This window comes from Serratia sp. TSA_7, assembly GCF_052692135.1.
In genome coordinates this window covers 109087-123846 of sequence record NZ_JBQZFU010000001.1, presented here as the reverse complement: position 1 = coordinate 123846, position 14760 = coordinate 109087, and the positions used below count along the sequence as shown (strand labels likewise).

The 14760-nt window shown below is 56.9% G+C and carries 21 protein-coding genes and 1 tRNA gene; 7 read left to right on the top strand and 15 right to left on the bottom strand.

The window, feature by feature from the left end; all coding sequences use genetic code 11:
- Positions 1-8 precede the first annotated feature (8 nt).
- A complete protein-coding gene (locus tag ACUTQW_RS00690; RefSeq protein ID WP_006324590.1) occupies positions 9-680 on the bottom strand; it encodes a DUF2057 family protein in 672 nt (223 codons plus the stop codon).
- A 259-nt stretch (positions 681-939) separates the two neighbouring features.
- Here ACUTQW_RS00690 and ACUTQW_RS00685 point away from each other — a divergent pair, with 259 nt between their 5' ends.
- Positions 940-1353 carry a CoA-binding protein gene (locus ACUTQW_RS00685; RefSeq protein WP_004942815.1) on the top strand — a complete coding sequence of 138 codons (414 nt, stop codon included), beginning with the start codon at positions 940-942 and terminating at the stop codon, positions 1351-1353.
- Between the two features lie 58 nt (positions 1354-1411).
- Here the strand turns inward: ACUTQW_RS00685 and hspQ are convergent, their stop codons facing one another.
- Together hspQ and rlmI are read right to left on the bottom strand one after the other, a co-directional pair.
- Positions 1412-1729, bottom strand: coding sequence for a heat shock protein HspQ (gene hspQ, locus ACUTQW_RS00680; RefSeq protein WP_004942817.1), 318 nt, complete (start codon positions 1727-1729; stop codon positions 1412-1414).
- 61 nt (positions 1730-1790) lie between these two features.
- Positions 1791-2981 carry a 23S rRNA (cytosine(1962)-C(5))-methyltransferase RlmI gene (gene rlmI / locus ACUTQW_RS00675; RefSeq protein WP_064799377.1) on the bottom strand — a complete coding sequence of 397 codons (1191 nt, stop codon included), beginning with the start codon at positions 2979-2981 and terminating at the stop codon, positions 1791-1793.
- 91 nt (positions 2982-3072) lie between these two features.
- Between rlmI and yccX the strand changes: the two genes are divergently transcribed.
- Positions 3073-3351, top strand: a complete 279-nt coding sequence (yccX, locus tag ACUTQW_RS00670) for an acylphosphatase (RefSeq protein WP_004942821.1) — start codon at positions 3073-3075, stop codon at positions 3349-3351.
- A gap of 3 nt (positions 3352-3354) precedes the next feature.
- Here yccX and tusE read toward each other — a convergent pair whose 3' ends face one another.
- Entirely contained in the window at positions 3355-3684 is a 330-nt protein-coding gene (gene tusE, locus ACUTQW_RS00665; protein ID WP_004942823.1) for a sulfurtransferase TusE, read from the bottom strand.
- A 111-nt stretch (positions 3685-3795) separates the two neighbouring features.
- Positions 3796-4455 carry an FtsH protease modulator YccA gene (gene yccA, locus ACUTQW_RS00660; protein ID WP_004942825.1) on the bottom strand — a complete coding sequence of 220 codons (660 nt, stop codon included), beginning with the start codon at positions 4453-4455 and terminating at the stop codon, positions 3796-3798.
- 228 nt (positions 4456-4683) lie between these two features.
- Here yccA and ACUTQW_RS00655 point away from each other — a divergent pair.
- Both ACUTQW_RS00655 and ACUTQW_RS00650 read left to right on the top strand, forming a co-directional pair.
- Positions 4684-4771, top strand: a tRNA-Ser gene (locus ACUTQW_RS00655).
- Positions 4772-5017: 246 nt separating this feature from the next.
- Positions 5018-5233 carry a hypothetical protein gene (locus ACUTQW_RS00650; protein WP_004942827.1) on the top strand — a complete coding sequence of 72 codons (216 nt, stop codon included), beginning with the start codon at positions 5018-5020 and terminating at the stop codon, positions 5231-5233.
- A gap of 65 nt (positions 5234-5298) precedes the next feature.
- Here ACUTQW_RS00650 and ACUTQW_RS00645 read toward each other — a convergent pair whose 3' ends face one another.
- The 4 genes from ACUTQW_RS00645 to ACUTQW_RS00630 all read right to left on the bottom strand — a co-directional run bounded on the left by ACUTQW_RS00645 (position 5299) and on the right by ACUTQW_RS00630 (position 8154).
- Positions 5299-6096: a DNA/RNA non-specific endonuclease gene (locus ACUTQW_RS00645; RefSeq protein WP_006324591.1), complete on the bottom strand. Its 798-nt coding sequence runs from the start codon at positions 6094-6096 to the stop codon at positions 5299-5301.
- 211 nt (positions 6097-6307) lie between these two features.
- Complete coding sequence (locus tag ACUTQW_RS00640) at positions 6308-6619, bottom strand: hypothetical protein (RefSeq protein WP_037430565.1); 312 nt, start codon at positions 6617-6619, stop codon at positions 6308-6310.
- Between the two features lie 239 nt (positions 6620-6858).
- Positions 6859-7458 (bottom strand): NAD(P)H:quinone oxidoreductase, encoded by a 600-nt coding sequence (wrbA, locus tag ACUTQW_RS00635; RefSeq protein WP_004942840.1) that lies wholly within the window; start codon positions 7456-7458, stop codon positions 6859-6861.
- A gap of 75 nt (positions 7459-7533) precedes the next feature.
- Complete coding sequence (locus ACUTQW_RS00630) at positions 7534-8154, bottom strand: LysE family transporter (RefSeq protein WP_006324593.1); 621 nt, start codon at positions 8152-8154, stop codon at positions 7534-7536.
- A 68-nt stretch (positions 8155-8222) separates the two neighbouring features.
- Here ACUTQW_RS00630 and ACUTQW_RS00625 point away from each other — a divergent pair, with 68 nt between their 5' ends.
- Positions 8223-9146, top strand: a complete 924-nt coding sequence (locus tag ACUTQW_RS00625) for a LysR family transcriptional regulator (RefSeq protein ID WP_006324594.1) — start codon at positions 8223-8225, stop codon at positions 9144-9146.
- Here the strand turns inward: ACUTQW_RS00625 and ACUTQW_RS00620 are convergent.
- A complete protein-coding gene (locus ACUTQW_RS00620; RefSeq protein ID WP_006324595.1) occupies positions 9130-9594 on the bottom strand; it encodes a helix-turn-helix domain-containing protein in 465 nt (154 codons plus the stop codon). The two genes, ACUTQW_RS00625 and ACUTQW_RS00620, sit on opposite strands and share 17 nt — an antisense overlap.
- 162 nt (positions 9595-9756) lie before the next feature.
- On the opposite strand from ACUTQW_RS00620, the gene ACUTQW_RS00615 reads away from it, so the two are divergent.
- The gene (locus ACUTQW_RS00615) at positions 9757-9930 is read left to right on the top strand and encodes a hypothetical protein (RefSeq protein WP_004942853.1); all 174 of its coding nucleotides are present in this window, start codon (positions 9757-9759) and stop codon (positions 9928-9930) included.
- Here ACUTQW_RS00615 and ACUTQW_RS00610 read toward each other — a convergent pair.
- Positions 9927-10502, bottom strand: coding sequence for an XRE family transcriptional regulator (locus ACUTQW_RS00610; protein ID WP_006324596.1), 576 nt, complete (start codon positions 10500-10502; stop codon positions 9927-9929). The genes ACUTQW_RS00615 and ACUTQW_RS00610 overlap by 4 nt on opposite strands.
- A gap of 67 nt (positions 10503-10569) precedes the next feature.
- Between ACUTQW_RS00610 and ACUTQW_RS00605 the strand changes: the two genes are divergently transcribed.
- Positions 10570-11487 carry a DMT family transporter gene (locus tag ACUTQW_RS00605; protein WP_006324597.1) on the top strand — a complete coding sequence of 306 codons (918 nt, stop codon included), beginning with the start codon at positions 10570-10572 and terminating at the stop codon, positions 11485-11487.
- Between the two features lie 25 nt (positions 11488-11512).
- On the opposite strand, the gene rutG is transcribed toward ACUTQW_RS00605, so the two are convergent.
- From rutG to rutC, 4 genes are all read right to left on the bottom strand, one after another.
- The gene (rutG, locus tag ACUTQW_RS00600) at positions 11513-12832 is read right to left on the bottom strand and encodes a pyrimidine utilization transport protein G (protein ID WP_004942858.1); all 1320 of its coding nucleotides are present in this window, start codon (positions 12830-12832) and stop codon (positions 11513-11515) included.
- A 69-nt stretch (positions 12833-12901) separates the two neighbouring features.
- Positions 12902-13429: an NADH-dependent FMN reductase RutF gene (rutF, locus tag ACUTQW_RS00595; protein WP_013812366.1), complete on the bottom strand. Its 528-nt coding sequence runs from the start codon at positions 13427-13429 to the stop codon at positions 12902-12904.
- A 48-nt stretch (positions 13430-13477) separates the two neighbouring features.
- The gene (gene rutD / locus ACUTQW_RS00590; protein WP_006324599.1) at positions 13478-14317 is read right to left on the bottom strand and encodes a pyrimidine utilization protein D; all 840 of its coding nucleotides are present in this window, start codon (positions 14315-14317) and stop codon (positions 13478-13480) included.
- Positions 14318-14341: 24 nt separating this feature from the next.
- Positions 14342-14728: a pyrimidine utilization protein C gene (gene rutC, locus ACUTQW_RS00585; RefSeq protein ID WP_004942866.1), complete on the bottom strand. Its 387-nt coding sequence runs from the start codon at positions 14726-14728 to the stop codon at positions 14342-14344.
- Positions 14729-14760: the final 32 nt, after the last annotated feature.

Below are 14760 nucleotides of genomic sequence, written 5' to 3'. Positions count from 1 at the left end.
CGATCATCTTAATGGGTGGGTTGTTTATTGGCCCACTGCAGGAAACGTTTCTGAGTGTCTTTATCTGCCTGCTGAAACCAATATTGCAGCATTTGTTCGGAAACGTTTTCACCCTTCAACGTCACCGTGGGGGCGCTTAACGCCGCGTTGCCCAACGGGGAGGCCGACGTGCCGGTACGAACCTGCGCAAAGGACGGCACCGAGGCCGGGCGATTCTGGCTGTTGTAATCTGCCATCAGTTTTTCCAGATCCACATTGAGCGTCACGCCATCGGGGTGCAGCACGTCGTGCCTCATCGCCAGCGCGTTACCTTTTTTATCGATAACCTGATAATCAAGCGTTTTATCAAACCTCTGGCCATCACGCACATTCTCAATGCGTGGCAACTCGATGGCTACGGAGCTGACATTCTGCGTATTGAAGGTGGCGATAAGCGGTGGTGAGGCATAGGCCTTTACCTCATGCTGGCCCGAACGTACGGGCTTGACGACTTTAAACAGTAACTGATGCTGCCCGCCATCCAGCTCCAGGCTGTCGGCGCCTTTTAACAACGATCCCGTCATTTTCTTGCCGTCGACCACGAGCAGGTCGATATCAGGGGAGAGTCTCAGGGTCGTAGCTACGGCAGGCATGCTGATACTGACACTGAGCAGCCCCGCAACCATCAGACCAAATTTCATCGTTATCTCCTTATAAGTGGCATCGTCATTAATGTCGAATACGCCATGGGGTGTGTCAAAGTTTTTCAGGATTACGTATTTATTTACAAATATACACATTTATATTCATCTTGACATTATTTGCCGAGTGAATGTTAGCAGTGACAGCATCAGACCGCAAAAGTGGCAGGGAGTTTCCGTGGGGCTGCGTTTAGCCGATTTAAGGGCAATGAGTTACACTCAGCGTAGGGAAGTCCCTGTCAACTTTTGGGAGCGGAAAATGCAAGACAACGAAATTGCCAGCCTGCTGCAACAGATGAAAACCATTGCGCTGGTGGGTGCCAGTGACAATCCGGCGCGCGCCAGCTTTGGCGTGATGGCCTATTTGCTTTCGCAGGGGTATCAGGTGGCACCGGTTAGCCCCAAGTTGGCGGGGCAGACGCTGCTGGGCCAGCAGGTTTATGCGAAGCTGGCGGACATTCCGCATTCGATTGATATGGTTGACGTATTCCGTAATTCAGAGGCTGCATATGCGGTGGCTCAAGAGGCCATTGCCATTGGTGCCAAGGCGTTGTGGCTGCAAATCGGTGTCATTAATGAACAGGCAGAGGCATTGGCAAACGAAGCGGGGCTTAAGGTGGTGATGGATCGTTGCCCTAAAATCGAAATCCCGCGTTTGGGGCTTGAGCGCTGAGTAAAATAAAGGCCTGGCATAATGCCAGGCCTTTAAGGCGAGTTTCTCAGGCCATGCATCAGTTGCGCAGACGTGGTGCTTGTAACTGGTGACGGATGGATTCCGCCAGTTCATCCAGCGAGGGTTGTTCGGGGTGGGCGTCCTGGGCTTCCCCATCCAGCTGTGCTTCCGCCAGATAAGTGTGCACCGGTTGGCCTTCTTCGTCTTCCATCACCACGTGGTACCAAGGGGCGAACCGCAGATCGGTATTCGCCGCTATCTCATCCGCTTTGGGCTGCTCGAGGGAGTATTCAGGGTCAATATCGATAATCACCCCCAAATACCCCAGCAACTTATGCCTAACTTGTTGTCCGATACCGAATTTGCTGGCAATCATGATGACCTCCTGAGAAACAGTGCTTTACTCTTTATATGAGGGCAAAGCAGCGTATTTCAAGTTACATCACCCGGCACGCAAAGCCTTTCAAGTACAACCCTTCAGGATAAGTTGCGATAACCGGGTGATCGGCAGCCTGACGGTACTGCTCTATAAATTGTACATCACGCCCGGCATCTACAGCGGCGTCGGCCAAAATTTTCTGGAACAAATCGGTAGGCATCAGGCCGGAGCAGGAGAAACTGAGCAAAATGCCGCCCGGATTCAGCAACTGCAACGCCAGCATATTGATATCTTTATAGCCGCGACAGGCGCTGGCCAGCTGGTTTTTATTTTCGACGAACTTCGGCGGATCCATAATGATCAGGTCGAATTTTTCACCCTGTGTGCGGTAGGCGCGTAGCAACTGGAACACATCATCGCGCACAAACTCCGCTTTGCTCAGGTCCAACTGGTTCAGTTCGACGTTCTGTTTAGCGATATCCAACGCTGCTTGTGATGTATCTACGCTGATCACCTGTGAACAGCCGCCCATCAGGGCCGAAACGGCGAAGGCGCCGGTGTAGGAGAAGCAGTTGAGTACGCGGCGGCCGGCGGAGTAATTACGTGCAGCCAGGCGACTGTCGCGCTGATCGAGGTAAAAGCCGGTCTTGTGGCCTTGTTGGATATCCACCAACAGCTTCATGCCATGCTCGGTAATGGGCAGCAGAGCAGGGGGAAGATCGCCCAGCACCGGCCCCTGAGCCAACGGCAAACCTTCTTTTTTGCGCACCGCTACGTCTGAACGATCGTAGATTGCGCATTCCGGATAGCAATGCTGCAAGGCGGTAATCAGCGTCGCGCGTTGGTATTCGGCGCCGGCTGACAGCAGTTGCAGGACCAGGAAATTCTGGAAGCGATCGATGGTCACACCTGGCATACCGTCAGATTCGCCGGCAATCAGGCGATAGCCGTCCAGTCCATCACGTTTCGCCAACCAATCACGCCAGTTTTGTGCCTGCTGTAAACGGCGAATGAAGAAATCGATGTTAATCTCTTCGTCCTGCTGGAAGGTCCAGACACGGGCGCGGATTTGGGACTCCGGCGAGTAGGCGCCGCGCGCCAACCATTTGCCCTGGGCGTCGTGAATATCAATGGTTTCGCCGGAAAGAGCTTTACCCTCAATACGTTGAACGGCACCGGAGAATACCCACGGGTGGCGACGAAGTAAGGACTTTTCACGTCCTTTGGCGAGATACAGGCGTACGGTCATAATTAAGAATGCTGCCAGCTAGGTAAAAAGAGTGACATTGCCGTGCGGCGCACAGGCAATGCCATAAACGAAAGTTAATAAGGAGCGGATTATGACACAAGTTTGCATTGCTGCGTATGTCTATGGCGCGGTGCAAGGGGTGGGGTTTCGCTATAACACTCAGCATCAGGCGACGGCGTTGGGGTTAAGCGGTTATGCGCGCAATCTTGACGACGGCAGCGTCGAAGTGGTGGCCTGCGGCGAACAACCGCAGGTGGATAAGTTGGTGGAATGGCTGAAGAACGGTGGCCCGCGCAGCGCACGTGTCGATCGCGTGTTGGTCGAACCCCGAGGCACGGCCGATTACCAGGGTTTCAGTATCCGCTATTAACCTTTAGATGCATTTTACCGGTTTCGGCAGGCCGGCGATTTTGGTTGCCTGCTTGGCCGGGCCTTTTGGAAACAGGCGATACAGGTAACGACTGTTGCCTTTCTCTTCACCGTATTTCTGCGCCATGGCTTTCACCAGCATGCGGATCGCCGGTGAAGTATTAAATTCCTGGTAGAAGTTGCGAACAAAACGCACCACTTCCCAATGCGCCTCGCTTAGCGTTATCTCTTCCTGCGCGGCCAGCAGCGGCGCCAGGCCCTCATGCCAGTCTGCGCTGTTTTTCAGATAACCTTGCGCATCAGTTTCAATAATCTGGCCTTCAAACTCCAACATACTGCCTCGATAACGAATGATTCAGAACGGTCGCCAGTTTAACAAATTTTTGGTTGTCGCAAAAAACAAAACCCCGCCGAGGCGGGGTTTGAACGTTTACCGAGCGTTGAATCAGTTGCTGCGCGCGAAGCCCAGAATGCTTAACAGGCTGATGAACATGTTGTACAGCGATACGTACAGGCTGACGGTAGCACGGATGTAGTTGGTCTCGCCGCCGTGGATGATATTGCTGGTTTCCCACAAGATTGCGCCGGCGGAGAACAGAATAAACAGCGCACTGATCGCCAGATGCAGGGCAGGAATTTGCAGGAACAGGTTAGCGATTACCGCAACCAGCAGCACCACAAAACCTGCCATCATCATCCCGGACAGGAATGACATGTCCTTGCGCGTGGTCAGCACGTAGGCCGAACAGCAGAAGAACACCACGGCGGTGCCGCCCAATGCCAGCATGATCAGATCGCCGGCCCCGGTATTAATGAACGAACTGAGGATTGGACCCAGCGCGTAACCCATAAAACCGGTCAGCGCGAACGCCGCCAGAATGCCCGCCGGGCTGTTTGCCAGTTTGTGGGTCAGGAACATCAGGCCATAGAACCCGACCAGCATCAGCAACAGGCCCGGTGCCGGTAGCCCCAACATGGTGCTGGCGGTCGCGGTCAGCGCGGAAAACGCCAGCGTTAACGAAAGCAGGAAGTAGGTATTGCGCAGAACTTTATGCGTGCTGAGCAACGAGTCGCGCGAGGAGGATGAGACGACAATGCGGTCCATAATGATCTCTCTTATCAGGTCATCACAAAATTAGTTCCGATGATAGGCAGCGCAAGCGTTTGATTAAAGTTTGTTTACCAATCTTTACCCTTAGTTATCATTGCTGTCACTCTGAGCTGTCGTTGGTGGTTTCTTCAACGCTCGCACGCCGGATGCTGTTTTTTCGTTCGGTTGAGCGGTAATGGGCTTTACAAGCCGATTGGCTCTGTTTATAGTTCGGCTCGTTGCGGAGGGGTGGCCGAGTGGCTGAAGGCAACGGTCTTGAAAACCGTCGACGGGAAACCGTTCCAGAGTTCGAATCTCTGCTCCTCCGCCATACATTCTGACCCCGTGCTCTTCGAGCGCGGGGTTTTTTGTATCTGGTACACTGAAATACCCATAAACTCCTACCTTCCTTCCGTTTCTCCCGCGACCGAACGTCTCCTTGTAAACTGTCACACCGTTTTTTCCCCAATCTGTTCGATATCATCCCCGACAGATGCGCCGCCAACGCTTGATCAGGGCAGTGCAAAGGTTAAAATAGAGTGATGCGATTGCGCTTAACTCTTTCATGGAGATAGAGATGAACTGGTATCAAGTGGCGTTATGGACCATGATTTTTCTGAAGTCCGGGGCGTTCCTGGTGTTCGTTTGGTGGTGGATGTTCAAGCGTGCAACCAAGCCTTATGTCCGCCCGGAAAATGTCGTCATTGATGAAACGCCAGAGGATGAAAATCTGACCATGGAAGACGTTATGAAGAAACACGGGATTACGCGCGTGGAAAATCAAACTCAATAACTCAGTCCCGGTATAGACAGCACCCGGTGACAACCCCGCACCCTTCGAGCGCGGGGTTGTTGGTTTTAGCTCTTGCAGCCCATCAGCTCCGGCAGCACCCCTGGCTTGCTCTTCAGCGAAGCCTGTACATCCTCCGGCAGACCTGCCCAGATAATCAGCCCGGTACGCTTTTCGATCTCGCTGACCGTTACGCGGTACTGGCAGAAATCGGCACTTTTCGGGGTATTTTGATCAAACAAGAACGCGGCGTAGTGGTTCACTTCCGGGCTGCTGTTGATAAAAATCACCTTCCAGTAGGCGCTGGGGATGGTGTGCGCTTTTTGAGTCCCCGGCAGTTTGCCCATATCACGTTCATACAGCGGGCCGGTGACGGTATACACCGAGCTGATATCCGCCCGGTCAATCAGTTTGCGTTCCTGATCTTCCAGCCGCGCCCAGGATCCCTGGTTCAAATCGGCCTTCTGCGGCGTGATGTTGGAAAGATAGTTCAGCGACTCCCAGTCAGACACCCCCGCCAGCGAGGCCAGCGGCGCCTGATGCCCACGGTCGACTTTCAACGCCGCATTAGCGCCGGTGTAATCCGCCGGTACCAGCGTATCCGCCGGGTTCAGCGCCGGGTCGGTTTTCCAGTTGCGATCCTTGCCGCTGGCCGGCGTGTCCTTGGTGATGTGGTAAGCCACCCAGTTGGCGAACTTGGTGCTGCTGTTATTGTTCAGCGTATAAGCATGGCGAACGATAGATACGTTGCTACTGCCACCGGTCGGGCAACCCACCGCGCAGTTGTCGATGGATTCGAGCGTTTCGGCCGAAACCTGAGTGGCAAACAGCAGGGTGGCCAGGACTAACATCTTGTTAAAGCGCATATTCATATCCTCAATAAGTTAAAATATACTGTATTTATTTACAGTTGTTTTAACTTATATCAGTGAAATGAATACAACAATGCAACACATTCAGGTTATGAATGTGCTACAGGTGATACACAACGTTGTGTCCAATTGGAGGGGGAAATCGAGAACGGCGATAGCAACAGGCGGTTAACCTTTGATACCACCGACTAATAGAGGCCTGTGTTTATTCCAACAGGTTATTTACGGTGCGGCGCACATACTGCGTCATTTGCGCCAGATCTTCAGGCGATACTGGCCCTCCGCCGGCACGTACTACCTGCTGTTCTATCTGAGCGATCTCCTGCTCGACCTTATTGGCAATTTGCACCTTGACGATTTTATCCACCGACGAGAGCAGGACTTTCAATACCACTTTCAGCGCAACGTTCTCGCAGAACGAGTCGTAGTGGTGGACTGCCGGCGGCGCAACGGGGGGCTCGGGCGCGCGCGGGGCCATAGCCTTGAAACTGTCTACATTTTCAATAATAAGATCCATGTCTCTTATTAGTTCATCAAAATCTTTAGACACTGACTTATTTCCCTTCGCTATGCGCAAAAACAGAACGCCCACCATCAGGGCCAATGCCGGTGATAGACGGGCAGAACGAATTTCGACCGTGACGTTCAGGTAGTGAATGGCAGGCTGAGCGGCATTTTAACCTTGCTGCGGGTTGGCAACAAGATGGGGCCGAGCGAATCCGCGGCCCCGCAGGGTAGATAACGGAAGGTTATTGCTTAACTTTTCAGCTTGGCAGTGATTTTCGCCACGTGTTCGCCCTGATAACGGGCAATGGTCAGTTCTTCCTGGCTGGGCTGACGCGAGCCGTCACCGCCGGCGATAGTGGTCGCGCCATAGGGCGTACCGCCGCGGGTGTGGGAGATGTCAAACAGTTCGGGCGTGGCGTAGCCGATCGGAACGATAATAAAACCGTGGTGCGCCAGCGTGGTCCAGGTGGAGGTGATAGTGTGCTCCTGGCCGCCGCCGGTACCGGTGGACGAAAATACGCTGCCTACCTTGCCATACAGCGCGCCGGAAGCCCACAGCCCCCCGGTTTGATCGAGGAAGGTGCGCATCTGCCCGGCCATGTTGCCAAAGCGGGTAGGGGTACCGAAGATAATGCCATCGTAATCGGCCAACTCCTGTGGCGTGGCGACAGGCGCTTTTTGATCGCTTTTGCCGCCGGCTTTGGCGAAGGCGTCAGCCGGTATGGTTTCCGGCACCCGTTTCACGGTGACTTCAACGCCGCTGACCCTGCGCGCGCCTTCCGCTACCGCTTCTGCCAGGGTTTCGATATGCCCGTACATTGAGTAATAAAGGACCAAAACTTTTGCCATGTTGCGTTCCCCGCTCGGTGATTGAAAGAAATGCCCCATAAGCATAGAAGTGAATGCTGAACTTATCCTTGAACCTTATTTGATGCCGGCGACCGCCAGCAGCGCGCCGAAGACGATCAGCAGGCCGCCAAAGGCTCTGTCGATGCCTTTGCGCAGGCGCAGCAGGCGCGCATTGACGCCCGGCGCGGAAAACAGCAACGCCACGGCGGCAAACCAGAGAATATGGGCAACCGCAATAAACAGCCCATAGCCGATTTGTACGCTGAGCGGCGTCTGCGGGTTGACCACCTGCATAAACAGGCTGACGATAAAAATAGTGGTTTTGGGGTTTAGCACATTGGTCAAAAAACCGATCTTCAGCGCGGCGAAGTCACTGGTTGCGGCTGTGTCTGCGTGGGAAGGGGCAGCGGCGGCAGCCCCGGCGTGGCGCAGCATGCCGACACCCAGATAAATCAAATAGGCGGCGCCGATCGCCTTCAGCACAGTAAACAACCACAGCGACTGTTGGATCAATACGCCAACACCGACCAGGGTATAGCTCACGTGGATCACCACACCAGCGCCGATACCGCAGGCAGTCAGCACCCCTGCGCGGCGGGAAAGCAGAAGGCTGTTGCGCGACACCATGGCAAAGTCCGGTCCTGGGCTGATAACGGCCAGTAAAGTGATGGTGACGACGGCGAGGAGTTCAGTCATAGTTATCCTGTCAAAAAATCAGAAGAGAGTGGCTGATTTATAAGAGGAATAGCCGGCGGTGACAAACGATGAAAACTGACAGTATCAGTGAGAAAAACTCACGCAAAATGAATCGGCCGCTGTCGCTGGGCGGGCTGCGCTGTTTTGAGGCCGCTGCGCGACTGGAAAGCTTTACGCAGGCGGCGAGCAGCCTGAACCTGACGCACGGGGCCGTCAGCCGTGCGGTCAGATCGCTGGAAGATGAGCTGGGGATTGCGTTGTTCGAGCGTCGTCACCGGCGGGTGTATCTTACGCCGGCCGGGCGCACGCTGTTTCAGGCATCTCAGCAAGCATTCGGCATTCTGGATCATGCGGCGCAAACGTTGCGCCAGCATGAGCAGGACGCGCCGCTGGTGTTGTCGTGCGAGCCAACGTTATTGATGCGCTGGTTGATACCGCGTCTGCCGGCGTTTCAGCAGGCGCACCCGGAAATCAACCTGCAACTGGTGGCCGGTGGCGGGCCATTTTCGTTTCATGACGGCATTACCGCCGCTATCCGGCGCAACGATTTTGACTGGGGGGATAAGCTGCACAGCCTGGCGTTGTTCAGCGAGCGGGTCGGGCCGGTGTGCAAACCTGAAACGCTGCGGCGCTGGGTAACCCTTGGCGACGGCCAGCCGCAGTTGAGTCACGACGCGGTACTGCTGCATTCCGCCACCCGCCCCGACGCCTGGCGGCAATGGGCGCAGGGGAAAGGCGTGGCGCTGACTGGCCGGCCGGAGCAGCGTTTTGATCATTTCTATTTCAGCCTGCAGGCGGCGGTGGCGGGGATGGGGATTGCCATCGGCCCGTGGCAGCAGGTGCGCGATGATGTGGCCGCCGGCTTGCTGAGCGCACCCTTTGGTTTTACGCCGGATGGCAGCGGTTACTGCCTGTTGTCGCCACAGGCCATCAGGCCGGGCAGCGCGCTCGCCCGGCTGGCGGACTGGCTGAAACTCAGTGCAGACGCCTGAGCTTTTGCTCCAGCCGCTGCCGTTGCCAACGGCTGAAAACCTCTGGCAGCAACAGGGTGCGCACGGCCCGCATCGTCACCGCCAGGCTCATGCCGCCAATCGCCCACAGCGACCAGAGATAATGCGGGTGGGTAAACCAGTTGATGGCAAACAGAAACAGGCCGACGATCGCAAAACGCACCGCCATGCTCAGCAGCTTGCCTTCCGCTTCAACCTGTCGGCGAATAGCCTGTTCGCTCTGATTGTCGTTATCCGGCTGCGCCGCTTGGCTGAGATCGCTCACCTGCAGCCCCAGCGCCGCGGCAATCGCGGTCAGGGTGTCCAGGCTGGCCTGTTCGCCATTTTCAATGCGCTGAACGGTGCGGGTGCTGAGGCCGGCAATGGTGGCCAACTGCTCCTGCGACCAGCCTTTTTCCAGCCGTAATTGCCTGATGCGGTATGTTTGCATTGCGTTCTCCAAAATGAACCATCACTGAAGCCAAGTGTAGGGGCTGGCCGCGCCAACTGCCACGACAGCGGCACGACATTCGCGCGACAGACGGGTGACACCCGCGGCCGACGAGGGCTAAACTACACTTGCAGTGTGTCCGGCCCATTAACGGAGGAAACAATGACATCATATCGTGGCATCAAACGGGTATTGCTGAGCGACGGCGCCATCAAACATGTGATCGTGGAAGATGACGTGGGCGATGAATGCACCTTCGCCGCCAAAGACTATATATCCGAGGGGATCCAGCCGCCGTTGGAAGAGCTGCCAGAAGTGGCGGCTCTGGATGATTAAAAGGCGACGTTGCGGATAAAACGCAGCGGCCGCTCGGTGCGGTTGACGTAGGCATAGTGCTGATCGCTGTTGAACACCTGGGTTTCACCGGCATCCAGCGTCAGGGTCTGTTGTTCTAGCTCCAGCGTCAGGCTGCCTATGATCACATAGATAATCTCGTTCCAGCCTGCGGCATCCGGCAGCGAGTCGTAGCGTTCGCCCGGCATCAGCGCCCATTCCCACAGCTCCACCCGCTGAAGTGCGGGCACGCTGGCGACCAACACCGCCTGGCTTGCCGGTTCGCGCCCCTGCCAGGCCAGTTCACCCACCAGATGATTGCCGCGTGCTTCCGGTGCCTGGATCAGATCGGTGAAGGCGATATTCAGCGCCTCGGCCAGCTTGTCCAGCACCACCAGGCTGACGTTGCGGTCACCGGCTTCAATCCCGGCCAGCATGCGACGGCTGACGCCGGATTTTTCCGCCAGCGCCATCTGGCTCAGCCCGGTCTGCTGGCGGTATCCGCGCAGATTGCTGCTTAGATATTGCAGCACTTTGAGCGCGTCATGTTTTTCATTGTGCACTATATTGCTCATCCGCAGGCATTCCCTCATACTGGTGCGATCTGTGCATTATATTGCACCCGGCATTAAGGGCAAGTCAGTGTCTGCAGTAAAAAAATCCTTGATTTCCACGCTTATTTTCAAAATCAAACTTCAGGAAGCGGTGCTGATTTTCATCACCATGATCTGGGGCGGCACCTTTTTGGCCGTGCATCACGCCATGCAGGTCAGCGGGCCGTTCTTTTTCGTCGGGCTGCGTTTCGCCGCCGCCACGTTGGTGCTGACGCTGTTCTCCCTGCGCACCCTGCGCGGGTTGACCTGGTACGAATTGAAAGCGGGCGTGTTTATCGGCATTGCCATCATGTTTGGCTACGGCCTGCAAACCGTTGGGTTGCAAACGATCAGCAGCAGCCAATCGGCGTTTATTACCGCCATGTATGTGCCGATGGTGCCGTTGTTACAGTGGCTGGTGCTGGGGCGTTTCCCCGGTGTGATGTCGTGGGTTGGCGTTCTGCTGGCGTTCACCGGCCTGATGCTGCTGGCCGCGCCGAGCAGTGCGGATATGACGCTCAGCGCGGGTGAAATACTGACATTGATCGGCACGCTGGGCATGGCGGCCGAGATCATTCTGATTGGCGCCTATGCCGGTAAGGTGAATATCAAACGGGTGACGGTGGTACAACTGGGGACGGCGTCGCTGGCCTCGTTCCTGATGATGGTACCGACTGGCGAGGCGGTGCCGCCGTACACCAGTTATCTGCTGTACAGCGCGATAGGGCTGGGCATCGCCAGCGCCCTGATTCAACTGACGATGAACTGGGCGCAGCGCAGCATGTCACCGACGCGCGCTACGGTCATTTATGCCGGCGAACCGGTCTGGGCGGGGATCGTCGGGCGTATCGCAGGTGAACGTTTACCGGGGATTGCCCTGTTGGGCTGCGGGTTGATCGTGTTGGGCGTGCTGGTTAGCGAACTGCGCATTCGCCGCAAAGGCAAGGCAGCGGCGTTGGCTGAATAAGGCCCGGCAGGCCGGGCCCTCGGTATCAACGTGCGACGTTGTCCGCCAGCGGCAGGATTTTACGGTTGCGCAGCAGCGCATTCAGAATAATGGCGCCGAAGGTGGCGGTACCTATGCCTCCCATGGTGAAGTTGCCGATGGTCAGCGCAAAATCGCCGGCACCCAGCACCAGCGTTACGGCCACCATAATCAGGTTGCCGTTATCGCCCAAATCGACCTTGTTTTGCACCCAGATGCGCGCGCCGGCGACGGCAATCAAACCGAACACCACCACCGAGGCGCCACCCAGCACCGGGCCTGGAATGGTGTGGATCAGCGCGCCGAACTTCGGTGAAAAGCCCAGAACAATCGCCACGGCCGCCGCGGCGACAAACACCAGGGTGGAGTAAATTTTGGTTACCGCCATCACGCCGATATTTTCAGCATAGGTCGTGACCCCGGTGCCGCCTACCGAGCCAGACAGCAGAGTCGCCAGCCCATCGCCGACAAAGGCGCGGCCGATATAGGGATCAAGATTCTGGCCGGTCATCCCTGCCACCGCTTTCACATGTCCGAGGTTTTCCGCCACCAGAATGATCGCCACCGGGGCAATCAACAGCATGGCGTGCAGGTTAAACACCGGCGCGGTGAACTGCGGCAGACCAAACCAGGCCGCCTGGCTCAGCGCGCTGTAATCCACCGGCTTGCCGAGCCCAAAGCCGTTGGTCACGACCACATAAATCAGGTAGGCGGCGATCAACCCGAGCAGGATCAGCAGCCGCTGCATCAATCCACGGGTGAATACCGCCACCGACCCGATGCATAAAATGGTGACCACCGCCATCCAGCTGTCAAAATTGGAAGCCGAGACGCTGCGTACGGCGATAGGCGCCAGGTTCAGGCCGATCGCCATCACTACCGCACCGGTCACCACCGGCGGCATCAGGCGTTCGATCCAACGGGTGCCGACGCTCATCACCACAAATCCGATCAGCAGGTACACCAGCCCGCAGGCGATGATGCCGCCCAGCGCCAGCGCAATGTTGGGGTTCGCGCCCTGGCCGCCGTAACCGGTGAGGGTGATCACCAGCCCAACAAACGCTGCGCTGGAGCCGAGGTAACTCGGCACCCGGCCGCCGACCACCAGGAAGAACAGCAGCGTGCCAATGCCGGACATCAATATGGCCAGGTTGGCGTCAAAGCCCATCAGCAGCGGCATCAGCACCGTGGCGCCAAACATGGCCACCGCGTGTTGCAAGCCCATAACCAGCGTTGGCACCAGCGGCAGCCTTTCATCGGGTGCGACCACCGCACCGTCCAGATTGCCTTGCTTCATGCGCCATTGGGGAAACCAGGTATTCGCCATCGTCATCTCCAAAAACAGGGGGGCAGGTTAGGGGCGCAGGTGAGTGCGCGTTACGGCATTATCGGCAAATCATTGTTTCAATAGCGGGTGGTAGCGGCGATCGAAGTAAGCCAACCCGTGGCTTTCGTCATTACGCGCCAGCGCCACCGCCTGACAGAACAGAATGTCATGGGTGCCGACGCTGACAATTTGGCTAATCCGGCAATCGAAAGAGACCACTGCGCCATGCAGAATGGGGGAACCGGTTGCCAGCGTGGACCAACGGGCGGCGGAAAACCGCATGTCCATCGGCGTTTTACCGCCAAACAGATTCGACAGCGACTCGTGTTCCGCCGCCAGCGTATTGACGCACAGCGTCTGGTTTTGCTTGAACACCGAATACACCGATGCGGAGCGGTTCAGGCACACCAGCAGCGTCGGGGGCGTATCGGTAACGCTGCATACCGCAGAGGCGGTAAACCCGGCACGGCCGGCCGGGCCGTCGGTGGTAATGATATTCACGGCCGAACCCAGGCGCGCCATCGCGTCGCGAAAGTCCTGTTTTTCTACCCCCTGTGGCACAAGTGGCGCACTGGCAAGAAGGGTTTGGGTTTGCATACTTTTTCTCCTGTGGCTGGCCCATAGCGAAGGGCCTGGCGATTGAACTCAGTGTTTCAGCCCTGTGGGCTCAAGCTGGGCGTCCGCAGGGTTGCAAGCAGACGACTGGCCGCGGGTTTTCAGCAACCAACCGAGCAGAATGCGATTAAAGTTGTCGGCATCCGTCACGCTCATGGCATGGCCGCCGTACGCCATCTGCGCCAGTTCACCGAACGGCAGGCTCTCCGCCAACTGATGCGAGCAGTGATAGGGCACCAGCAAATCGTCGCGGGAACACAACGCCAGCGTCGGGGTGGAAATGTCCGCCAGGTACGGGCGGAAATCGGCATTCATCAGCGCACTCAGGCGGCGTAACAGGTTTTCTGTGCCCTGGAAATGCGCCACCTGATGCGCCAACTCCTCATCCAGCAGCGCTTCGTGTCGCGACAGCCAGTCGGCGGGGAACAAGAACAGCGGCTGGGCGCGCACATAGGCTTCCACGCCGCTGTTGAGCAGCAGGTCCTGGCGCACTTTGAAGCAACGCCGGGTCTGGCTGTCCAGCGTCGGCCAGCCATTAACCACTACCAGTTTTGCGACCAGTTGCGGGTGCGCGAGCGCCAACTGCAGGCCAATCATGCCGCCAAGCGCGTGGCCGACGAAATAACAGTGTTCAACGCCAATCGAGCGCAGCAGCTGCGCCACTTCATCCGCCATATCGGCCATGCTGTAGCCGGCCGGCACCTCGCCTTGGCTGCGGGCGGTGCCCTGATGATCGTAAACCACCACCCTGAAATGCTCGCTCAGCGCTTCAATCTGCGGCTGCCAGAAACTGCCTGCGCCGCCCAGACCGGCAGAGAGCACTACGGTGGGGGCGAGCGGGGTGTCTTTTCCCAAAATCTCAAAGTACATTCTCGATCCTCTGTGGATAAGGATTCAGCGGCCGATATGGGCCACGGTGGCGATCTCAATCAGTGCGTCCGGTTTCACCAGCCCGCACTGAATGCAGTAGCGCGCCGGTTTGTCGCCAGGAAAATACTCCGCATAGACCTGATTGATGGCGGCATAGTTTTGCCAGTCGGTGAGGAAGATCGAGTTAAAGGTCACGTCATCCATGCTGCCGCCTGCGGTTTCGATCACGCTTTTAATGGTTTCCAGCACGTGGCGGGTTTGCGCTGCCGCATCGCCGACGTGCACCACGTTATTGTCTTTATCGAACGCCAGCGTACCCGAGACGTAAACCACGCCGTCGGCCAGCGTGCCGGGGACGAAGGGCGCGAGCGGTTTGCCGGTGCCTGGCGGCGTAATGATGGTTTTTGGCATAGTCTTGCTCCTGATGAATGATTAAAGGGTAA

Coding starts and splice junctions, on each gene's coding strand:
- rutF (WP_013812366.1), bottom strand. CDS start 13,429: ATGCAAACCCAAACCCTTCTTGCCAGTGCGCCACTTGTGCCACAGGGG.
- rlmI (WP_064799377.1), bottom strand. CDS start 2,981: ATGACCGTACGCCTGTATCTCGCCAAAGGACGTGAAAAGTCCTTACTT.
- yccA (WP_004942825.1), bottom strand. CDS start 4,455: ATGGACCGCATTGTCGTCTCATCCTCCTCGCGCGACTCGTTGCTCAGC.
- ACUTQW_RS00650 (WP_004942827.1), top strand. CDS start 5,018: ATGAACTGGTATCAAGTGGCGTTATGGACCATGATTTTTCTGAAGTCC.
- rutG (WP_004942858.1), bottom strand. CDS start 12,832: ATGGCGAATACCTGGTTTCCCCAATGGCGCATGAAGCAAGGCAATCTG.
- ACUTQW_RS00615 (WP_004942853.1), top strand. CDS start 9,757: ATGACATCATATCGTGGCATCAAACGGGTATTGCTGAGCGACGGCGCC.
- rutC (WP_004942866.1), bottom strand. CDS start 14,728: ATGCCAAAAACCATCATTACGCCGCCAGGCACCGGCAAACCGCTCGCG.
- wrbA (WP_004942840.1), bottom strand. CDS start 7,458: ATGGCAAAAGTTTTGGTCCTTTATTACTCAATGTACGGGCATATCGAA.
- ACUTQW_RS00690 (WP_006324590.1), bottom strand. CDS start 680: ATGAAATTTGGTCTGATGGTTGCGGGGCTGCTCAGTGTCAGTATCAGC.
- ACUTQW_RS00685 (WP_004942815.1), top strand. CDS start 940: ATGCAAGACAACGAAATTGCCAGCCTGCTGCAACAGATGAAAACCATT.
- tusE (WP_004942823.1), bottom strand. CDS start 3,684: ATGTTGGAGTTTGAAGGCCAGATTATTGAAACTGATGCGCAAGGTTAT.
- yccX (WP_004942821.1), top strand. CDS start 3,073: ATGACACAAGTTTGCATTGCTGCGTATGTCTATGGCGCGGTGCAAGGG.
- rutD (WP_006324599.1), bottom strand. CDS start 14,317: ATGTACTTTGAGATTTTGGGAAAAGACACCCCGCTCGCCCCCACCGTA.
- ACUTQW_RS00620 (WP_006324595.1), bottom strand. CDS start 9,594: ATGCAAACATACCGCATCAGGCAATTACGGCTGGAAAAAGGCTGGTCG.
- ACUTQW_RS00610 (WP_006324596.1), bottom strand. CDS start 10,502: ATGAGCAATATAGTGCACAATGAAAAACATGACGCGCTCAAAGTGCTG.
- ACUTQW_RS00630 (WP_006324593.1), bottom strand. CDS start 8,154: ATGACTGAACTCCTCGCCGTCGTCACCATCACTTTACTGGCCGTTATC.
- ACUTQW_RS00645 (WP_006324591.1), bottom strand. CDS start 6,096: ATGCGCTTTAACAAGATGTTAGTCCTGGCCACCCTGCTGTTTGCCACT.
- hspQ (WP_004942817.1), bottom strand. CDS start 1,729: ATGATTGCCAGCAAATTCGGTATCGGACAACAAGTTAGGCATAAGTTG.
- ACUTQW_RS00640 (WP_037430565.1), bottom strand. CDS start 6,619: ATGGATCTTATTATTGAAAATGTAGACAGTTTCAAGGCTATGGCCCCG.
- ACUTQW_RS00625 (WP_006324594.1), top strand. CDS start 8,223: ATGAAAACTGACAGTATCAGTGAGAAAAACTCACGCAAAATGAATCGG.